Genomic DNA, 20103 nt, shown 5'->3' on the forward strand with positions numbered 1-20103 from the left:
GTCTCAACCTGAGAAGGCATGGTGCCGCTCGGTGCGCCCGATGGTTGCGTGGAGCCATGCTCGAGACGCCTCGCTCCGAGAAGCTGGTCTGCCGTGACTGCGCACGGACGCACGTCGCGGAGGTCGCTCCCACCCCCTGGCCATCCGACGCGATGCACGACACCGAAGGGTTCGTCGTCGAGCGGATAGAGATGCTCTTTCGAGGCCGGTGCCCGGAGTGCGCAGCCGTCCGCGCCCGCAAGCAGCAGCAGGCTGGGTGACGTCGTTCCGCTCGCTGGCGGGCCTCCCCGGAGCGCTCCGGACGTGCGAAGAAGCCGCCCCCACCCGGCGAGGGTGGGGGCGGCTTCGCCATGAGTCGGCTAGAGCCCGCCGTCGTGAGGCCCCTGCAACAGCAGGAAGCTGAGACGGCGCTGCTGGACGCGTGACCAGACGAGGCGCGGCAGCGCCACCGGTACAAGAACGGCCGCGCCCTGCAGGAGGGTCACGAGAAGTGACGACCCGTGCGCCATCTCGACGCCTCAGTAGATGTTGCTGGGGCGGACCATGCCCTCGGCGAGGTCACCGAAGCCCGGAGCCATGATGGCCCCTGGATGGACGTCGACCTCCTCGACGATCGCGGTCTCCGTCGTGATGAGCAGCGCTGCGATGGACGCCGCGCTCTCCAAGGCCGCCCGGGTCACCTTGAGGGGGTCCATGACGCCGAAGTCGAACATGTCGCCGTAGGCGCCGTCGAGGGCGTTGAACCCGTGGCCCACGGGCAGGGTCGCGACCCGGTGCACCACCTCGTCGCCGTCGAAGCCGGCGTTGATCGCGATCCATCGGAGGGGCTCGGACAGGGCCCGTCGGACCACCTCGCGCCCGACCGCCTCGTCACCCGTGAGCTCGACGCGTGACACGGCATCGTGGGCCTGCGTCAGGGCCGTCCCTCCGCCGGCAACGATGCCCTCCTCGAGAGCAGCACGCGTGGCAGCGAGCGAGTCCTCGACTCGCAGCATCCGCTCCTTGAGCTCGACACTCGTCGCACCACCCACCCGGATGACGGCCACCTGTCCGGAGAGCCGCGCCATGCGCAGCTGGAGGCTGTCCTGGTCCGCCTCGATCCGGGCCCGCTCGAACTGGGTCTCGAGCTGGCGGATCCGCGACTCGACCTGGGTCTGGTCGCCGTGGCCGCCGACGATCGTCGTCGACTCCTCGGTGATGGTGATCCGGTCACATCCTCCGAGGTGCTCGAGCGCGACCTCCGAGAGCTCGAGCCCGGTGTCCTTGGCGACGACCTGGCCCCCGAGCGCGATGGCGAGGTCTTCCAGCTCGGCCACGCGCCGGTGCCCGAAGCCGGGCGCGCGCACCACCACCGAGCGCATCGTCTGGTGCATGTTGCCGCCGACGAGCAGCTGCAACGCCGGCCCGTCGACGTCCTCCGCGAGCACGACGAGTGGCCGGTCGGCGCGCTTGGCCGCCTCGACCGTCGGCATGATCTCCTGCACCTGGCTGATCTTCTTGTTCGTCAGCAGGATGAGCGGGTTGTCGTAGACCGTCTCCATCCGCTCCCGGTCGGTCACCATGTAGCCGGAGATGTAACCGTGGTCGAACTCGATGCCGTCGACGACCGCGACGGACAGGCCGAGCGTGTCCGACTCCTGGGTCGTGACGATGCCTCGCCGGCCCACCTTGCCCACGGCCTCGGCGACGGCGTCACCGATGGACTCGTCGTCGCTGGCAGCCAGCGTGGCGATGTGGCGCAGGTCGCCCGGGCCACCCACGTCGGCCGCCCAACCGGTGAGGGTCTCGACGACGACGGGCACGGTCCGCTCGATGCCCCGGCGCACCCGCATGGGGTTGGCGCCGGCATCGACGGCGCGAAGCCCCTCCCGGACCATCGCCTGGGCGAGCACGGTGGCCGTCGTGGTGCCGTCACCGACGACACCGTTGGTCTTCATCGCCACTTCCTTGACGAGCTGGGCGCCCATGTTGGCGAACGGCTCCCGGAGCTGGATCTCGCGGGCGATGGTGACGCCGTCGTTCGTGATCGTCGGTGGTCCGGTCAGCTTCTCGAGGACGGCGTTGCGTCCCTTCGGTCCGAGCGTCACCTTGACGGCGTCCGCGAGGGCGTTGACGCCGGACTCGAGCAGTCGTCGGGCGTCCTTGTTGAAGCGCAGTTCCTTGGCCATGGTGTGTCAGTCCTTCGTGATTCGGACGTGGTCGGGGCCGGCCGCCGATGACGGCCGGACCGGCCGTCGTCAGGGGATGAGAATCGCGCGTCCGCGCACGAGCCCGGCGTCGAGGTCGTCGATCGCCTGCTGGAAGTCCTCCAGGGGGTACTTCGTGGTGTGGAGCGTGACCTTGCCCTGGGCGGCGAGGACCATGAGCTCCTGGAGGTCGTTGTACGACCCGACGAGGTTGCCGATGAAGTTGATTTCCGTGGAGATGACGTCGATGGTCGGGATGTCGATGTTCTCGCCGTAGCCGACGACGAAGTAGCTGCCGGCCCGGCGCAGCATCGCCGTGCCCTCCTTCGTCGCGCCCCCCTCGCCGACGAAGTCGACGACCGCCTCGGCGCCCCGCCCGCCGGTCAGCTCGAGGACCTTCTCGATGTGGCTGCCGTCGGCGACGACGCCGTGGTCGGCCCCGATCGAGGTGGCCAGGGCGACGGCGTCGGGGTTGCGGTCGACGACGACGACCGTCGCACCGGAGATCGCCTTCATCACCTGGATGCCGATGTGGCCGAGCCCGCCGGCGCCGATCATGACGCAGACGTCGCCCGGTCTCGTGACCCGAGCCGCCTTGGCGGCCGCGTGGTATGCCGTGAGGCCGGCGTCCGCGAGCGCCGCGACGTCCGAGGGCTCGAGGCCGTCATCGATGCGCACGACGCTCCGGGCGGTCGTGCGGAGATACTCCGCGTACCCGCCGTTGGTGTCGATACCGGGGAACTGGCTGTTCTCGCAGTGCACGTCGTCGCCGAAGCGGCACGCACGGCACAGCCCGCACGTGATGAGCGGGTGCAGGATCACCTTGTCGCCGATGGCGACGTTGGTGACGGCGTCACCGACGGCGTGCACCCAGCCGGCGTTCTCGTGGCCGATCGTGTACGGCAGAGCGACGCCCGTCTTCTCCTCCCATTGCCCTTCGAGGATGTGCAGGTCGGTGCGGCACACGCCCGCGCCCCCGATCCTGACGACGACGTCGAGCGGTCCCTGGACCTGCGGCTCCGGCACGTCCGTCAGCTGCAGCTTGGTGTGGTACCCGACGACCTGGACGGCCCTCATGACGTGCTCCTCGTGTCCGTGATGTGCGTGGTGATGGCTGCGGGGTCGCCGTCCGCGTAGCGGGTGGCCAGCAGGCCGCGGCAGAAGTGCGCGTTGCCCTCGATGGAGATCCGCACCGACGTCGCGAGACGCAGACGCAGGGGCAGCTCCTCGTCCGGCACGGGCGCTCCCTGCTCGTCGACGACGACGAGCTCCGTGGGAGCGACGCCCAGGCCGATGTCCGCCCGTCTGCGCAGCAGCGCCTCCTTGGTGCGGCCGGCCGGCAGGTCGCCGAGCCTCAGGCGCCCGAGGTCTTCGAGCCGGACCGACCCTCCGGTCAGCGCGGCCATGACGCAGCGCTCCATCGCCGCGGTGTGCGCCTTCCGCTGGAAGGTCAGCCGTAGAGCGTCGAGGCTCTCCTCGGCCTCGGCACCGAAGGTTCCGAGGTAGCCGGCATCCGCGGCGATCCCGGCGTTGATCTTGTCGGAGTCGTGGTGGTCGTCGAGCAGCACGGTGACCCGACCCGTCCCCCGGACCCGCCGCAGGGCGTCCTGTGCGTCGGAGACCATGAGGTAGGCGAAGTTCGGTGCGCAGAACGACGTCGGAAGCCGCAGGTGCACCGTGACGCCGGACGGGTGCAGCGCCACCGAGCGGACGAACCCGAGCTCGGTGATCGGCTCGTCCAGCTCGGGATCCATGACGGTGGCGAGCGCCTCGAGCACGTCGTTCGCCAGGGATGCCCCGTGCGGTGCCGAGGCCGTGTTGCGGGCCGACGGCGACGCGACCGGAGTGGCGACGGCGCTCATGACAGCACGCTCTCCCTCGCCCCGGCCGCGACCTCGAGGCCGACGTCGCCGGGGTCGGCGAGCTGCAGCTCCGCGGGCACGTCGAGGCCGTACATCTTCGCTGCGTTGAGGCCGAGGATCTTCTTCTTGGCGGTCGTCGTCAGGGGTGCGTACTCCGTCATGTCCTCAGGGATCTGGAAGTCGACGAACTTCTCGATGAGCCAGTTGGGTGTCCACAGGGCGTAGTCGCTCGAGAACTGGATCTTGTCCTCGCCGATCCAGTACAGGAGCTCGCCGATGATCTGCGCGAAGTAGCGCGGCCTCGTGTGGATGAACGGGATGGCGACGGCGAGGCCGGCGTGGACGTTCGTCTCCTGGGTCGCGATCCAGCAGAAGTCCTCCAGCCGCGGGAGCCCGCAGTGCTCCACGACGAAGTTGAGTCCCTGGAAGTCCGTCGCCACCGCGTCGATGTCGGCGACGTCGAAGGCGTCGCGGTCGAGCGGGATGATCGTCGGCCCCTTGTGGATGTGGATGTTCGTGATGCCGAGCTCCTGACAGGCCTCGAGGTACTTGTAGGACCACCGGTCGGTCAGCTTGTAGCCGCGGGAGTCGCCGTGCCACTCCGCGGTGTAGAGCTTGACGCCCTTGAGCCCGAAGCGTTCGGCGTCGCGCCTGAGCTGGTCGAGGCCGGCCTGCTCGTTGCGCGGGTCGAAGTTGTGGTTGTAGGTCAGTCGGCCGGGGTTGGCACGGGTGAGCGCCCACGCCTCTTCGGTCTGCCCGAACCCGTTGGTGTAGAAGTCGCCCAGGAACGCCGGCTGGAAGATCGCGTGGTCGACGTAGCCGTCCTCGAAGAGGTCCTTCATGAGTCGGTCGCCGCCGTAGTACGTGTAGGTGTCGTAGTCCCACACGACCTCCTCCGGGCTGAGGTTCTTGTGGTAGTCGTAGAAGCAGTCGATGAACTGCTTGCCGTGGACGTTCCTCAGGTTCGACTCGCGGCCGTCCCACAGGGCGACGTGGGCATCGACGACGTAGTACTTCTCGCCGTTCTTCTCGTACATGGCTTCCTCACTTCGTTGTGGTTGGGATGAGACGCCCGCCGGACGCCGCTGGGCTGGGAGCCAGCCCAGCGGCATACGAGCCACCTTGGGCGTCAGGGGTTTCGCGAGATCCGGTCAGTGGACGTTGAGGTCGAAGCCGATGTACTCGGCGGCGTCCTCCGGGCTCGCGAAGAGCATCGTCTTGTCGTCGAGGTGGACCATCCGCCCGTAGTGGGTGGAGCTGATCTCCTCGAAGACGGAGCCGTCGAACTCGGTGCCGAGAGCGTCGGTCAGCTCCTCGTAGTCGAAGCTGAGCAGCGTCGGGCCGTCGACGCGGATCATCGACGGGTACTCGGTGAGCTCGACGCCCTCCTTGGTCCCCATGACCTGGGCCACGACCCGGCCGACCGGTGTGTTCATCAGGGTGACCCCGCACATGTTGGAGAACGAGGCCTCCGAACCGAACTGCATGCTCACTGGTCCAACTCCTTCGGAATGTCGAGCCCGATCTCCTCGAGCAGGGTGCGGAACTTGTCCTTGGCCGCGTCGAGGGACGTGGCGAAGGTGATGGTCTTCTCTGCGGGCTGCGACCAGATCGGCTGCAGCGCCTGCGCGGCGGCGAGGCACTTCGGGACCCACGTGGACAGCCACTGGCCGAAGAGGTCCTTGTTGGCGGCGCCGTGCTCCTCGTCACGCACGAGGAGCTGGAAGAGGTTGCGCGAGGCCGCGAGGTCCCGTGCGTAGTCGTTCTCCCCAGTGCCCACGAGCGTCGGCGTGATGTAGTCGCCGTTGCGCGCCGCAATCTGCATGACGAGCTCGCTGCGGAACAGCTGGCCGACGAGCTGCTCGAAGACGATGTTCGTCGCGAAGGTCAGCTCGGCCCAGTCGCCGACCGCCGTCAGCTCCTCGACCGTCCGGCGCGTCGGCTGCCACTCCGGCGCCTTCTGCCAGACCTCGCGGTGGGCCGCACCGTCGAAGTCGATGCCCGCCTCGGCGAGGTCCAGGTTGAACAGGGCCAGGTCCTGCGCGAAGCGCATCTTGTGTGCCGCCGCGACGGCGACGGCGTTGTTGATCATGTTGGTCGGGGCGGACCGCTGGATCGAGGTGAAGACGTGCAGCGCGATGCCGTTCTCCGCGTGCATCCAGGCTCCGAGGTTGCGCTGGATGAAGGCGACCCACGCGTGGTTCCAGTTCGCGTAGGCACCGGCGCGCTTGGCGTTCTCGAGGCAGAGGTTGACCTGACGGACCACCGCTGAGTTGTTGCGGTAGATCGTCTGCTCCCACTCCTCGTTGGGGTCGAGGAAGGTGTGCCAGTCGGAGGACTGGGCCTTCGTCCATTCCTTGGGGTAGCCGCCGGGCCCGCCGCCGAACCCGTAGATCCAGCCCTGGGTCAGGTGCCGGTCCGGGTCAGGCTGCACGTCGACAGTGACGTCCTCGTACATCGTGGCCCGCAGCTTGGCCGGCTTGTAGTAGTTGTACGTGCGGCTCTTCGAGCTCGGGAAGTCCAGGGCGCCGGCCTCGGAGTCCGTGAACTCGATCTTGGGGAAGCTGCGCGTCTTCTGGTCGGTGATGTCCGCCATGTCAGTCAACTCCATTGTTGGTGTGGATGATTCGTGGATGTACAGCGTTCAGCCCGTGACGGTCACCGGGCTCGTGAACGAGTCGTGGAAGACCTGGTCACCGGGCACTCCCTGGGCCTCGAGGAAGAGCAGGGCGGCGTCGACCATGGGCGGGGGGCCGCACAGGTAGACCTCGCACTTCGCGAGCTCGCCCTCACGCCGCGCCACCACGTCGGTGACGTTGCCGGCCTCGGGGAGCAGGCCGAGCGGCAGGCGACCCTCTGGTGAGTCGGGGTCGGGCAGGGACTCCGACAGGCAGGCGACGAACTCGAAGTCGCGCAGGCCCTCGCCGAGGGCGAGGATCTCGTCGACGTAGAAGAGGTCGGCCGCTGTCCGCGCGCCGTAGTAGAAGCGCACCGGGCGGGTGCTCCCGGTCTCGTGCAGGTGCCGCAGGAGCGAGAGGATCGGGGCCATCCCCGCCCCTCCTCCGATGCACACGACGGGAAGGACGTGCCCCTCCTTGATGGTGAACGAGCCGTAGGGGCCGTTGACGTGGAGCTCGTCGCCGACCGCGAGGCCGGACGAGCCGCCGTCCAGCAGCGTCGAGAACTTCCCGCCCGGGTACTTCTTGATGAGGAACTCGACCTCCCCCGGTGTGGACTGCGTCGTCGCCATGGAGAACGAGCGGTGCTCGTCCGTCCCGGGGATGCCGATGTCGCTGTACTGACCGGGTTTGAACTCGTAGGTCGCCGGCTCGACCGCCGCCAGGCGCAACGACACGATGTCGCGCGTCATCGGCTCGATCGCGGTGATACGGGTCCGGACGTCCTGGATCGGCACCCCACCCAGCAGCTCGTCCTCGTCGAAGTTGAGCAGCTCGATGGTGCAGTCGCTGAAGGCGTGCGCCCGGCAGAGCAGGACGTAGCCCTCGTCGACCTCGGCGTCGTTGCAGGCGAACGTCGAGTAGCGCTCCATCTGGATCTCGCCGTCGAGCACGTAGCTCTTGCAGGCCGAGCACTGTCCCTCACGGCACCCGTGCATCAGGTGGATGCCCTGCCGGAAGGCAGCGTCGAGGATCTTCTCGTCCTCCCCTACCTCCATCTCGATGTCGACGGGCTCGAAGTAGATCTTGTGTGTGTCGGCCACGATGGCCTCCTCTCGATTGCGCCGGGTCCACGGGGGAGGTTGGCGGCGGGGGTTGGCGGCGCCACTCATCCCTGGAAGCGCCGCCAACCCGATCTGGCGGTGGAGCCGGGGTCGGACCACTCGAGGTCGCGTCAGGCGACCTTGGTGCCGTTCGCCCGGTACTCCGCGATGTGGGCGTCACGCTCTGCGTCGGACATCTGGTTCAGCAGCACGTTGGGGCTCATGAACGTGTTGCCCCGGATGTCGTCGAGCGTCCACATCTTCTTGGGGTCGAGGTCCAGGTGCGGCTGCCCGATGAGGGTCTTGCCGTCGTCACGGACGTAGCCGAGGTCCTGGACGATGTCGGCCAGGTCCTTGTCGTGGTGCAGCGTCTCCCACTCGCGGAAGCCCGTCAGGCGGCCCATGTTCGGCGTCTCACGGCCTTCGTACTCGGAGCGGAACGCGACCGCGTCGGTCCAGTAGCAGGTCTCGGAGCAGTAGGTGCGCCACTGGTCGTCGACCTTCTCGACGACGATGTCCTCGCGGATGAGGGCCGGCACCATGCACGTCCAGCACCGGTGCGGGTACTGGTAGCCCACGTCCTCGAACGCGATGGGCTTGTTCTTGCCCGGGAAGGCGAGCCGGTTGTAGCTCTCCCACCACGCGCCGTACTTGCTGTACCAGCCGGGGTACTTCTCCTCGAACCACTCGAAGTCCTTGTCGGTCATGGCGTCGATGCGCCAGTAGTTGACCGGCCAGCCGGTGGCGAAGAAGCGGGCGACCTCGTGCACGTAGCCCTTGTTCGTGATCCGGTTCCAGGCCTCCTCGACGAGGTCGTGCGGGATCGTCAGGCCGTACTTCTCGAGGGGGAGCAGGTAGCTGCGGTAGTAGTCGTCGTAGATCCAGCGCCGCCACATCTCGGCGTAGCTCTCTCGGTCCTTGCGGCGGTCCTTCGTGCCGTACTCGATGAAGGTGCCGATCGCGGCGTCGACGACGCAGTGGTTGTTCCACCACGCGTACCGCAGGTCGCGTTCCAGGAGTGGGCGGTTCCGCTCGTCGGCGAGGGCCATGAGCAGAATCGAGTAGCCGTTCGAGATGTGCCGTGACTCGTCGGACTGGACGGAGTGGAAGACCGTCGGCAGCAGGTAGTCGCCGTTGGCCGCGGCCTCGTCGGGCATCGCCACGAAGAGGGTGTTGGTGAAGGCGGTCTCGGCGACCACGGTCAGGTAGATGTTGGCCGCCGTGATGGCGTCGCCGGTGATGAACCCCTCACCGAACTGGCGGCCGATCGTGCCGGCGTAGTTGTTCGCGAAGGCCTTCTCGGTCATGTCGAAACCGGCCGGGTCGATGTACTGGTTCATGTACAGCTTCTTGAGGTTCATCTGGATCGTCGAGTGACGAACCTCGTCGATCATCTGGACCGCGAGCCCGTTGTGGATCTCCGGGTTGGGCACGGCGTCGATCGCCATCGGCATCGCTCGTGCAGCGGAGATCTCGGGGAACGGGATGATCGACAGGAACAGCTTCTGCCACTCGAGCCAGCGCTGCTGGACCTGCCGGAACATGTTGCCGCGGACCGCGCCGTCCATCGCGCCGAAGACGCGGTTGTCCTTCTCCTCCTCCATCGGGAAGTAGGACCGCATGATCTGCTTGAGCGGGTCCTTCTTGGGGGCCTTCTCGAAGGTGTAGTCCGTACCGAAGCGGGTCGCGGGCGTCGCGAAGGTCGGCTCCCACGTCAGCTCGGAGATCTTCGCGTGGGCCTTCGTCAGACTCTGTCTGCTCACTCTTGCCTCCTGGTGTCGGGTCGGTCCGGCGGACCGAGCCGGTTCGGCGGATGCGTTTCGCCGTGTGCCAGGACACTCACAGGTGGGCGGCGCGGTGGATGTCTCAATCTGAGAGGCAGGGGGCCGCTCGACCGCGGGCGTCTCACTTTGAGACAGGTGCTGTGTGGGCGGTCACCAGTTCCTTGCGGTGCGCTCCGGCCAGCACGGACACTGGAGGCACCGCGTGGTGCAAGGGTGCGCCACGGGTCGTGACGGAGGTGGGTCGTGGCCGATCGTCCACGCGAGGTGGCGCTGGCGCGTGAGCACTTCATGCGCTCCGGCGTCCTGGCGGGCACGGTGCGTGACGTCGTCGGGGAGTCGTGGGAGCGCAGCACCCTGGCGGGTGTCGACCCGAGCCTGCTCACCCCGTCCTATGCCGCCGACCTGGGCGAGTCCCGCCTGAACGAGCTCGTAGGCCAGGTGATGACCCGGATGGCCGCGCAGCTCGGCGACGAGGCCGTGAGCATGATCTTCGCCGACCCCTTCGGGCGGGTCATCCACCGCATCTGCTCCGACTCCTCACTGACGGCACGCCTCGAGAAGGTGAGCCTCGCTCCGGGCTTCACCTATGCCGAGGACTCCGTCGGGACCAACGGCATCGGCACGGCCCTGCTGCTGCGGCGGCCCACGCTGATCGCCGGCGAGGAGCACTTCACCGAACCACTCATGACCTTCGCCTGTGCCGGTGTTCCGGTCGTGCACCCGGTGAGCGGTGCGCTCGTTGGCGTCCTCGACCTCACCTGCACGTCCGGGTCGTCCAACGGGCTCCTGCTCACCTATGCGCGGTCGGTCGCGAGCCGCATCGAGGAGGAGATCCTCGCCGCCGTCTCGGTCCGGGAGATGAGTCTGCTTCGCGACTACCTCGCGGCGTGCCGGCACGCGACCGGACCTGTTCTCGCCCTCGGGGACGAGATCGTCATGATGAACCGCCACGTCCAGCTGCAGCTGGACGTCGCGGACCGTACGGCGCTCGTCGCCCGGACGAGCGATGCCCTCGGGGACGACCAGCCGCACACGTTCGTCACCGACCTGCCGAGTGGGGCAGTAGCCCGGCTCGACTACCGGCCGACGTCAGTGGGCACCACCATCGTCGGCGGTGTCTTCCGGATCCAGCTCAGGGAGCCGTCCCGGACGCCGCGTGCCCTCGGTAGGGATGTGGCGGTCTCACTTCCCGGGGTGGCCGGAACGAGCCCTGAGTGGCTTCGCGCGGTGTTCCAGCTGCGAGAGTCGTACAGGAGCGGCACCTGGGTCGTCATCGACGGGGAGCCGGGAACGGGGAAGCACGCCTTGGCGCGGGGCATTCACGGTGCTGAGTCGCCCGGCCGGCACTTCCGCACCCTCGATGCTGCATCGGCTTCGGCCGACCCGGACGGCTGGCTGCGCACGCTGGAGGAGGAGCTGTCGCCCGAACCGGGCACCCTGCTCATCCGGCACCTCGACCGGCTGCCGACCGAGCTCGTCGAGGAGGTCGCCGCACTCCTCGTCGAACACGCCCACTTGGCGCACTCCGTGCACGGCCGGTGGGTCGTCGCGACGCGAAGCCCGGCCGAACGCACCGGGGCGGCAGAGGCTGTCGCGGCCCAGATCCTGCCCTGCTTCGACCGGACCGTCCTGCTCGAGCCGTTGCGGCACCGGCACGAGGACATCCGGGTCATCATCCCCGTGCTGCTCCGCGCCCTGTCACCGCACAAGGAGCTGTCCGTCTCTGCGAGTGCGGCCAACCAGCTCGCCCGGCACCCGTGGCCAGGCAACGTGGTCCAGCTGCGCGAGACCCTCGCCAAGATCATCGCCAAGAAGCGCGCCGGCACGATCGAGATGGTCGACCTTCCGCCGGAGTGCATGGCTGTCGGCCGCCGGACGCTCACGCCGCTGGAAGCGCTGGAGCGGGACGCGATCACCCGAGCCCTCGACGACCACAACGGGAACAAGGCGCTCGCCGCCGAGCACCTGGGGATGTCCAGGGCGACGATCTACCGCAAGATCCGCGGCTACAACATCGACACCCGCCGCTGAGCGACCCCGCGGCCTTCGCCCGGACGAGGAGACGGCGAGGTCGTCCCATCGGACGGCCTGGCGCAGTCGAGGCCCACCCGAGTGGTCAGTGATCCGAGCACGCTGTCTCAAGATGGGACTCCTGCTGAGCCGGACCAGCGCTCCAATCGTGGGACGAGGCAACGACGCCTTCCCGAACGATCCCGGGAGCCACGATGACCACCCAACACATCGAGGACTACGCCCTCATCGGTGACCTGCGCACGGCCGCACTCGTCGGCCGAGACGGATCCATCGACTGGCTCAGCCTGCCCCGCTTCGACTCACCGGCGGTCTTCGCCAACCTGCTGGGAGACGAGACCAACGGGCACTGGCTCATCACACCGAATGGGCAGGACCGCTGCACCAGCCGGCAGTACCGCACCGACACCCTCGTCCTGGAGACGGAGTGGACCACCGACGACGGCACCGTCCGGGTCATCGACCTCATGTCCCCGACAGCGGTGGAATCGCAGGTGACCCGCGTGGTCGAGGGGCTGGAGGGTCAGGTCGAGATGCACATGGCGCTCACGCCGCGGATGGACTACGGCAGCATCACGCCGATGCTCAGCAGTCGCAACGGGCACGTGGTGGCAGTCGCCGGTCCGGACATGCTGTGGCTGCACACGACGGCGGCCGTCGACCAGGCCGCCGGCAGCTGGGTCAGCGACTTCACCATCACGGCCGGACAACGGGTCTCCTTCGTCCTGACGCACACCACGTCCACACAGACCGGTGCTCCCCACGCAGACGCGGACCATGCCCTGGCAACGACGCAGACCTTCTGGCAGAACTGGGCCAGCCGCTCGACCTACACCGGTCCGTGGGCCGAGGCAGTCACCCGCTCGCTCATCACCCTCAAGGCGCTCACCTACGCACCCACCGGCGGAATCCTGGCCGCGGCCACCACCTCACTGCCCGAACAGCTCGGCGGCCTACGGAACTGGGACTACCGGTACAGCTGGCTCCGCGACGCCACGTTCACCGTCCAGGCGTTCCTGGCCACCGGCTACGTGGACGAAGCCCACGCGTGGCGGGACTGGCTGCTGCGGACCGTCGCCGCCGACCCCGAGCGGATGCAGGTCATGTACGGCATCGACGGAGCTCGGCGGCTGCCCGAGCAGGCACTGACCTGGCTCTCCGGGCACGCGGGCTCCACGCCGGTGCGCATCGGCAACGAGGCAGCCACCCAGCAGCAGAACGACGTCTGGGGCGAGGTTCTCGACGCGCTGGCTGCCACCCAGTGCGTCACCGACGCACAGTGCGACCGCCACGCGGACGGTACCGACACCAAGGCAGACCCTCCCGCCGTCCACGCCGAGGCCGCGCTGCACGAGGCACTGCTCGGCCACATCGAGCGAACGTGGGCCGAACCGGACTGCAGCCTGTGGGAGGTTCGCGGCCCGCGCCGACACTTCGTGCACTCCAAGGTCATGGCGTGGGTCGGCGTCAACCGCGCCGTCGAGGCGATCGAAAAGGGCCGCACGGGTGCCACCGAGCACCAGCTCGAACGAGTTCGCCGGCTGCGCGACACCATTCGCGCCGAGGTCATGAACCGTGGGTACAGCAGATCGCGGCAATCCTTCACCCAGTCGTACGGATCGGCGCGCCTGGACGCGTCGGTTCTGCTGCTCCCTCGGTACGGCTTCCTCCCGTGGTCGGATCACCGCATGGTGGCCACGGTCGAGGCCATCGAGCGGTACCTCACCGACGAAGGGCTGGTGCGCCGCTACGCCGTCCGCGACAACGGAGCCAACGTCGACGGCATCCACGGCAACGAAGGGATCTTCGTCGCCTGCTCGTTCTGGCTCGCCGACGCCCTCCACGGCATCGGCCGGACCAGCGAGGCAACGGCCCTGTTCGAGCGACTGTTGTCCCTGCGCAACGACGTCGGCCTGCTGAGCGAGGAGTACGACCCGACGAGCGGACGACACCTCGGCAACACACCCCAGGCCTTCAGCCATGCCGGCGTGGTTACGACCGCGGTGCTGCTCAGTGCCGCGAGACGGCCCGCCCTCGAGAGCCAGGTCGCGGAAGGGGAACATGCGGCCTGAGGTTCGTCACCAAGTTCGCCGCGACGGCCCATGGCCACATCCGGCTCACCGAACACAGGGCTGGCGCGGGACTCGAACCCCAACCACCTGTTTACAATCTTGGCCCCTGGAAGGCCGCTCGAACCACTGCTGACCTGCGAAAACGCAGGCTGGGAACGCTGGACCGCCGCGCTTCGTGCGATCCCTGTGCGATTAGCCATGACCCGCCCTGTCCCGCCTGTCCGCCGCTTGCCGACCGGACACGTTCTCGATAGCAGAGCCTACGTCGGAGAAAGGCACGCGCCGGCGGGCGTTGCCCACCGCCGAATGACAGTCGAAGTCTTACCCACATGCCGAATTGAGTACGTGTGCTTGGACCGAACTTGCTCACCCTCGGCGGCTACGGGTAACGGCGCTGGCTCTGCTTGTAACCGCTTCGATCCGACCATCGATGCACAGTCATCTGACCACGCGCGAAGTTCCAGTCGATGAACACTGCCAGGTCAATGTCCAAGGAGAACACGATGGCTTTGTCTGGCGGCGAGGCCATCCACCATGCATCGGCTGCTGCATCCCGCACGTCCTTGTCGGCTATCGCGGCCACGCCATAGACCTTGAACTCGCCTTCAGCAGCGTCTGGGCCCGTAATCGCGCTGTGCAGTACGTACCGCGGGTCTCGTTGCAGGTCATCCGCCTTGCGCGACCATGACATCGCGCCGACAAGAAGCTGGCCGGCGACGAGATATGTCTCAATCGGACTGATCCGTGGGGACCCATCCCGACGCAGCGTGCCCAGCAACGCAACATGCGTGGAGCGAAGGCGCGCCAAGCCCAAGCGAGCGATCTCGGGGGCGCCGACCTCCAAATCCCGCCAACAAGTTGAATGGGCCATCCCCACAAGACTACTTGGCCGCGCAGCGTCGGAACTGCCGCCGACAGCGTGCGCAGCGGCCATCCGGAACTGCCGCCGTCAGCGCTCCCCAACCTCTGCTGGGCAGCCTGACGTGAGATGTCGAGTGCAGCACCGATCACGGTCCACGAGTCGCCCGTCGCACGGGCTGCGCGGACAGCCTCACGCAGCTCCTGCTCGGCGTCCGCGAGCTGGTTTCGGGCGACTGGCCCGCGTCTTCTATCGGCTTCGGCTAGGCCCTTCTGGATCCGGCGTACTTGACGAGATAGGTCTTGGTCGTGCCGTCGGGGTCCGTAGCGGTGACGTTCACCCTCAGCGCAAGCAGGGCAGCCCGCAACGCCTTCAGGCAACACCCACGGTTGGCTTGTAGGTTGGCCCTCGGCAGGTCGCCTACTCCTCGGTGATCCAGCTGGCGACCTGGGTTCGCGAGTTCATGCCGAGCTTGCCCAGGATGTTGTCGACGTGCGTCTCCACGGTGCGCTGGGAGATGGTCAGCCGCCCCGCGATCTCCTTGTTGGTCAGCCCTTCCGCCAGCAGTGCCGCGACCTCCCGCTCACGGCGGGTCAGGCCGTCGGCAGTCCCCCTTCTGGACCCGGGGCGAACCCCCGTCCGCTCGGGCTGGCCTGCTGCGTCCGCCTCTCCCAGCGCAAGGGACACGGCCTGGTCGAAGGAGTACGACGCTCCCTCAGCGAACGCCCTCTCGAACGCCTCGGACTCGAACACGCCGGAGCCGAAAGACTGACGCAGCGCCTCCTCGGACCGCCTGTCGAACACGCTGTACGCATTGTTCTCCTCGACCTTCGAGCCGCTGGTCCGCCAGACGGCCTGGGCGGCGCCGAGCAGCCGGGCCGCCCGTTCGCCGGGGTCGGCGAAGGCTGCGCACCAGGAGAGCGCCTGGACACCGAAACTGATGCCGGTCAGGTCGTTCATCGGCTGGAACGACCTGACCGACATCCGCAGGGAACGCGTCGCACCAGCGAAGTCGCCGGCACGCCACTGCGCGATGCCGACGCTCCAGAGCGCGTAGCCCATCGATGACTGCGCGCCGTACCGCTCCGCCAATGCCAGCGCCTGCCTGCTGTAATCGTGGACTCTCGGGTCGTCGAGGAAGAAGGTGCAGGCGGAGAGCAGGATGAGCGTGTCGAACTCGCCGAGCGGGTTTCCGAGCGCCTGGAACTCCCTGCGGCCCTGCTCCAGCAGCTCGAGGGCGCCCGGCACGTCGCCCTCGTACAACCTCGCCTGCCCTCGGCACTCCTTGATGCGCGCCTGCAGCAGATGGTCGTCGAGCCCGGCAGCGATCTCCTCGCACTCGGCAAGCATCGTCGGGTTGCGGTCGATGTCCGTGGCGAACATGGCCAGATAGCTGGCCGCCCATAGCGCGTGAGCCCGGCCGCTTGTTGGTTCGGGAGCCAGCTCCAGGGCCCGGAGCAGGTACCGGTAACCCTCGCGGAGGAAGCCGGCGAACCAGAAGTTCCAGATGGGCGCGGCGATTTCGAACGCTGCGGCCGCCTCAGCCTTGTCAGCGAGGCAGAACTCCAGCGCTGCTCGGATGTTGCCGGACTCCCGGCGGAGTCGGATGAACCAGTCCGCTTGATGGCGGCCGAAGCTCTCGGCTGCGAACCGCTTGGCCAGAGATTGGTAGTAGTCCCGGTGCCGGATCCGCAGCGCCCGCACCTCTTCCGGGTTGGTGAGCCGCTCGGCGCCGTACTGCCTGATGCTCTCCAACATCTGGTACCAGGCGGTCGTGCTTTCCGTCGCCTGCCACCGTACGACGATCGATTTGTTCACCAGGCCCGCGATCAGGTTGAGGACGTCATCGCGGGAGATTCCGGCGCTGCCGCAAACCTCCTCGGCGGCCTCGAGGTGGAACCCTCCCGAGAAGACCGAGAGCCGGGCCCACATCAGTCGCTCCGCGAGCGAGCACAGGTCGTAGCTCCATCCGACGGTGGCCTCGAGCGCCTGGTGCCGGGTGGGGACGGCGGGCCGCCCCCTGGTGAGCAGCCGGAACCGGTCCTCCACCCGTTCGAGGATCTGCGAGGGAGAGAGGATGCGCAGCCACACGGCCGCGAGCTCGATCGCCAGCGGGACGCCGTCGAGCCTTCGACACAGATCGAGTACGGCTGCCCGGTTGCCAGGCCCCATCGCGAAGTCCGGGGCCACCGCCGTGGCTCGGTCCAGGAAGAGCGCCACCGACTCGTAGTGAGTGGGGTCGTCGGCGGCGACATCCGCCTCGGGGTCCGGTGTGGACAGGGGCGGCACGGAGAGGATCTGCTCGCCCTCGACGCCGAGCACGTGCCGGCTGGTGGCGAGGATGTGCAGACCCGGGGCCGCGGCCAGCAGCTTGCCGGCCAGCACCGCGCAGGCGTCGGTGAGGTGCTCGCAGTTGTCGAGGACCACCAGGAGCCGCTTCTCCTCCAGGTACGCCGCCAGGTCGTCGGCCGGGTCGGCCGACACCTGGCGCAGCTCGAGGGTGTTGGCCACGGTGTGCGGCAACAGCTGTGGGTCCTGAAGGGCCGCGAGCTCGACAAACCACACGCCGTCCCGAAAGATGCGTCGCACCTCGGCAGCCAGCCGCAGCGCCAGGCGCGTCTTGCCGACCCCGCCGACGCCGGTCAGAGTCAGCATGCGGCCGCTCGCCAGCAGCCTCCGGGTCTCGGCCAGCTCTCGCCGCCGTCCTACGAAGCTCGTGAGCTCGGCGGGCAGCGCCCCGCGACCCGACCCCGTCCGCCTCGTCGTCGCCATACCGGACTCCGCCTCTGCGGCCTTCCCGAGACAGCCATCGAACTCCGCCTCGACAACCACGCGCGCAGTGACACGCACACCTCTCGAGCCCCAGTCTACGAGCCGAACCTCCGTCAGACCCGAGGTTTGGCGTCCGCGGGTGGTCGCGGAGTGGTCGAGGCAAGGACGCAGACGATTCGCTCGCGCCACCGTGCATCCGCCCGACGAGCCACCCCGGCCGGCCAGGTCGCCAACACCGTCATCGGGGCGCAGGGTCCAAGGTCCGCGAGTAGAGCACCAAACCGCGGGCGTTGCGCAGCGATGCCCGGAACCGACCGTCCTCGTCGATCTCGACGTGCCCGAAGAACTGGTTGCCGTGGCGGGGGGACTGGTTGGGGTAGTCGGCCGCCTTGATGAAGTCGGCCCGTGGGCCGAAGGTCTGGTCGAGCACGTTCGGGCCGAACGTGCCCGCGGCCACGGGTCCGGCGACGAACTCCCAGAAGGGGTCGAAGTCCGCGAAGGCGGCGCGCGCCGGGTCGTAGTGGTGCGCCGCGCAGTAGTGGACATCGGCGGTGAGCCACACGATGTTGCGCACGCCGGCCCGCTTGAAGGAGCTGAGGACAGCGGCGATCTCGAGCTCCTTGCCGCGCGGCGCTCCCGGGTCGCCGTTGGAGAGCGACTCCTGGTTGACCGGGCCGTCGGGCACGACCAGGCCCAGCGGGAGGTCGCTCGCGATGACCTTCCACGTGGCCCTGGATGCCGCCACCTCGCGGATGAGCCAGTCGGTCTGCTCGGTGCCGAGAATGTGGGTCTTCGCCGGCTCGAGTCCCGTCGTGTTGGGGTCCTTGTACGTGCGCATGTCGAGGCAGAACACGTCGAGGTGCCGGCCGTACGACAGCTTCCGGTAGATGCGGCCGGGGGTGCCCGCAGCCGTCCGGCGGGCGACCGAGAGCCGGTTGCTGATCGGCTGGTACTCCCACCAAGCCTGCTTCGCCCGCGCGGCGAGCACGTCGACGCGACGCTCGGTGTACCTGTCGTCGGTGAGGACCTGACCCGGGTACCAGTTGTTGTGGGTCTCGTGGTCGTCCCACTGCGCGACGACCGGGACCTCGGCGTACATGGCCCGGACGTTGTCGTCCAGGAGGTTGTAGCGGTGCCTGCCGCGGAACTCGGGAAGCGACTCCGCTACCTTCGCGACCTCCGGGATGACGATGTTGCGCCAGACCTGTCCGTCGGGCTCGACGACCTGCTCGGCGATGGGGTTGTCGGCGTAGATGGTGTCACCGGAGTGGAGGAAGAAGTCAGGGCGGGTCGCGTGCATCGCGGCATAGGCGGTGAAGCCGCCGAGGTCGGGGTTGATCCCCCACCCCTGCCCGCACGTGTCGCCGGTCCAGACGAAGCTCGTTGCACCGGGTCCGGCGGGGGCGGTCCTGAAACGGAGGTCAGCCTGTTCGCCGAGGTGCCCGTCCTCGTTCTCGAAGGCGAGCGTGACGGTGTGCTCGCGGCCGGGAGCGAGCCCTTCGAGATCGAGCTTCGCCGTGAGGTCGGTGTCGGGTGTGGCGAGGGGGCCACTGATCCGCAGCCTGGAGCCACCCGCGCCATGGACCACGGCCACGAGACGGCCTGGCCGGTCCGAGCGCCCCCAGACGGTCGCCGCGGTGGCGGTGACATCGCCCGACATGACTCCGGATGTCAGGGCTGGTCGTCCGGCCACGACCAGCGCGGGCGAGGCCCACGCCCCGGCCGTTCGGGACAGACCGAGCAGGCCCGCGCCGGCCGCGGCGCCGAGGACAAAAGTGCGGCGGTTCAGTTCACTCATGGCCACCACGCTGCACGGCGGTGGTGGACGCCGGGCAACCGCCAGACGCCGGTTCGGCGAAACCCTGGTTCACGCGCCGCGCATGGCGAGCGCTCGTCGACTCCGCGTCAAGGCTCCATGTGAAGGCCCCATGTGAAGGCCCCATGTGGAGGCCCCGTGTGGAGACCGGAGTCCGGGATAGGTACGCAGTCCGGGATAGGTACGGAGGGGTGCGCTCCCTCGGGGAGACGCCGGTCTGCTGCACCTCGAGCGCGAGCAGGTAGAGCTTGGTGTTGGTGCGCATCGAGGCCTCGCGCAACAGGTCGAACGCCTCTTCCCTGCACACCTTTTGCATCGCCATGATGATGCCCACGGCGGCGCCGATGTCCCGGCTGTGGTGCAAGGCCAGGTGCAGGCGGGCGATCTCGTGGTTTCCTTTGCGAGGTTTGTCCGATTCGGCAACCTGCGCTGCTGCCGCGTGGGACGCTGCGGACGTCGGCGCGCGATCCCACCTGGCGGGTCGACGCCTTGCGTCCGCAACGCCAGGCGGCCCGGTCGGACCGTTAGCTCCCTCCCCCTCTAGCGGCGGTCTGACCGAGCCTTCGGGTCATCTGGCACCGGCGGGCATGAGTGTCGGATTCTGGTCCGTCTCTGGTCCGTCACAGCTTGTGCCGAGTCGCTCTGGTCCGTCTAGGTCCGTTGCCAGGGCGGCCTATAACTGTCTCCGACTGTCCCGCGCCTTCTCGGCATCACCTCAGGTCAGGGCGTTGTCCAGCACGACCCGCGGTGAGATGGAGGATGAGCCGGCCGATAGGCCGGGGATTTCAGCGGGCCGATCGATCCGTGCTGCCGGTGTTGCCCGAGCTCGTGACCTGCAGAGACGCAAAGCTGGTTCTCTTGGGCAACGTGTCCAGCGGCCGTTTCCGGTCCTGTTGCAGACCTTTTGCGGACTGAGGATCTCGCGGTTACAGCGATCTGGTTTGTAGTGGCGCTTGGGGTCCAACCCTGGGTGGAGCTGGTCCGCGCCCACGCCTTGGAG

Annotated in this window: 16 protein-coding genes; 3 read left to right on the forward strand and 13 right to left on the reverse strand. The window is 68.2% G+C overall.

Annotated features, from left to right (window positions below):
* Window positions 1-56: 56 nt before the first annotated feature.
* On the forward strand, window positions 57-260 hold the full coding sequence (locus AC1VM9_RS03880; protein WP_481341257.1) for a hypothetical protein: 204 nt from the start codon (window positions 57-59) through the stop codon (window positions 258-260).
* Between the two features lie 99 nt (window positions 261-359).
* Here the strand turns inward: AC1VM9_RS03880 and AC1VM9_RS03885 are convergent, their stop codons facing one another.
* From AC1VM9_RS03885 to AC1VM9_RS03925, 9 genes are all read right to left on the reverse strand, one after another.
* Window positions 360-509 carry a hypothetical protein gene (locus AC1VM9_RS03885; protein WP_481341256.1) on the reverse strand — a complete coding sequence of 50 codons (150 nt, stop codon included), beginning with the start codon at window positions 507-509 and terminating at the stop codon, window positions 360-362.
* Window positions 510-518: 9 nt separating this feature from the next.
* Entirely contained in the window at window positions 519-2168 is a 1650-nt protein-coding gene (groL, locus tag AC1VM9_RS03890) for a chaperonin GroEL (RefSeq protein ID WP_481341255.1), read from the reverse strand.
* Between the two features lie 69 nt (window positions 2169-2237).
* Window positions 2238-3263 (reverse strand): NAD(P)-dependent alcohol dehydrogenase, encoded by a 1026-nt coding sequence (locus AC1VM9_RS03895; protein ID WP_481341254.1) that lies wholly within the window; start codon window positions 3261-3263, stop codon window positions 2238-2240.
* The gene (locus AC1VM9_RS03900; RefSeq protein ID WP_481346451.1) at window positions 3260-4048 is read right to left on the reverse strand and encodes an iron-sulfur cluster assembly protein; all 789 of its coding nucleotides are present in this window, start codon (window positions 4046-4048) and stop codon (window positions 3260-3262) included. The genes AC1VM9_RS03895 and AC1VM9_RS03900 overlap by 4 nt, the downstream gene beginning before the upstream one ends.
* Window positions 4045-5085 carry an amidohydrolase family protein gene (locus AC1VM9_RS03905; protein WP_483121291.1) on the reverse strand — a complete coding sequence of 347 codons (1041 nt, stop codon included), beginning with the start codon at window positions 5083-5085 and terminating at the stop codon, window positions 4045-4047. The genes AC1VM9_RS03900 and AC1VM9_RS03905 overlap by 4 nt, the downstream gene beginning before the upstream one ends.
* A 114-nt stretch (window positions 5086-5199) precedes the next feature.
* The gene (gene mimD / locus AC1VM9_RS03910) at window positions 5200-5535 is read right to left on the reverse strand and encodes a propane 2-monooxygenase effector subunit MimD (protein ID WP_481341263.1); all 336 of its coding nucleotides are present in this window, start codon (window positions 5533-5535) and stop codon (window positions 5200-5202) included.
* A gap of 2 nt (window positions 5536-5537) precedes the next feature.
* Window positions 5538-6644: a ferritin family protein gene (locus AC1VM9_RS03915; RefSeq protein ID WP_483121293.1), complete on the reverse strand. Its 1107-nt coding sequence runs from the start codon at window positions 6642-6644 to the stop codon at window positions 5538-5540.
* 48 nt (window positions 6645-6692) lie between these two features.
* A complete protein-coding gene (locus tag AC1VM9_RS03920) occupies window positions 6693-7769 on the reverse strand; it encodes a 2Fe-2S iron-sulfur cluster-binding protein (protein WP_483121295.1) in 1077 nt (358 codons plus the stop codon).
* A 131-nt stretch (window positions 7770-7900) separates the two neighbouring features.
* On the reverse strand, window positions 7901-9532 hold the full coding sequence (locus AC1VM9_RS03925; protein WP_481341249.1) for a ferritin family protein: 1632 nt from the start codon (window positions 9530-9532) through the stop codon (window positions 7901-7903).
* Window positions 9533-9796: 264 nt separating this feature from the next.
* On the opposite strand from AC1VM9_RS03925, the gene AC1VM9_RS03930 reads away from it, so the two are divergent.
* Together AC1VM9_RS03930 and AC1VM9_RS03935 are read left to right on the forward strand one after the other, a co-directional pair.
* Window positions 9797-11584 carry a sigma-54-dependent Fis family transcriptional regulator gene (locus tag AC1VM9_RS03930; protein WP_483121297.1) on the forward strand — a complete coding sequence of 596 codons (1788 nt, stop codon included), beginning with the start codon at window positions 9797-9799 and terminating at the stop codon, window positions 11582-11584.
* A gap of 194 nt (window positions 11585-11778) precedes the next feature.
* Window positions 11779-13656 (forward strand): glycoside hydrolase family 15 protein, encoded by a 1878-nt coding sequence (locus tag AC1VM9_RS03935; RefSeq protein WP_483121299.1) that lies wholly within the window; start codon window positions 11779-11781, stop codon window positions 13654-13656.
* Window positions 13657-14035: 379 nt separating this feature from the next.
* On the opposite strand, the gene AC1VM9_RS03940 is transcribed toward AC1VM9_RS03935, so the two are convergent.
* From AC1VM9_RS03940 to AC1VM9_RS03955, 4 genes are all read right to left on the reverse strand, one after another.
* Complete coding sequence (locus tag AC1VM9_RS03940) at window positions 14036-14527, reverse strand: pyridoxamine 5'-phosphate oxidase family protein (protein WP_481341246.1); 492 nt, start codon at window positions 14525-14527, stop codon at window positions 14036-14038.
* Between the two features lie 408 nt (window positions 14528-14935).
* Entirely contained in the window at window positions 14936-17170 is a 2235-nt protein-coding gene (locus AC1VM9_RS03945; protein WP_483121301.1) for a LuxR C-terminal-related transcriptional regulator, read from the reverse strand.
* A gap of 355 nt (window positions 17171-17525) precedes the next feature.
* A complete protein-coding gene (locus AC1VM9_RS03950) occupies window positions 17526-19085 on the reverse strand; it encodes an alkaline phosphatase D family protein (protein ID WP_483121303.1) in 1560 nt (519 codons plus the stop codon).
* Entirely contained in the window at window positions 19078-19488 is a 411-nt protein-coding gene (locus AC1VM9_RS03955) for an ANTAR domain-containing protein (protein WP_483123966.1), read from the reverse strand. The genes AC1VM9_RS03950 and AC1VM9_RS03955 overlap by 8 nt, the downstream gene beginning before the upstream one ends.
* Window positions 19489-20103: the final 615 nt, after the last annotated feature.

The sequence above is a fragment of the Monashia sp. HAY1-11D genome (assembly GCF_056868035.1).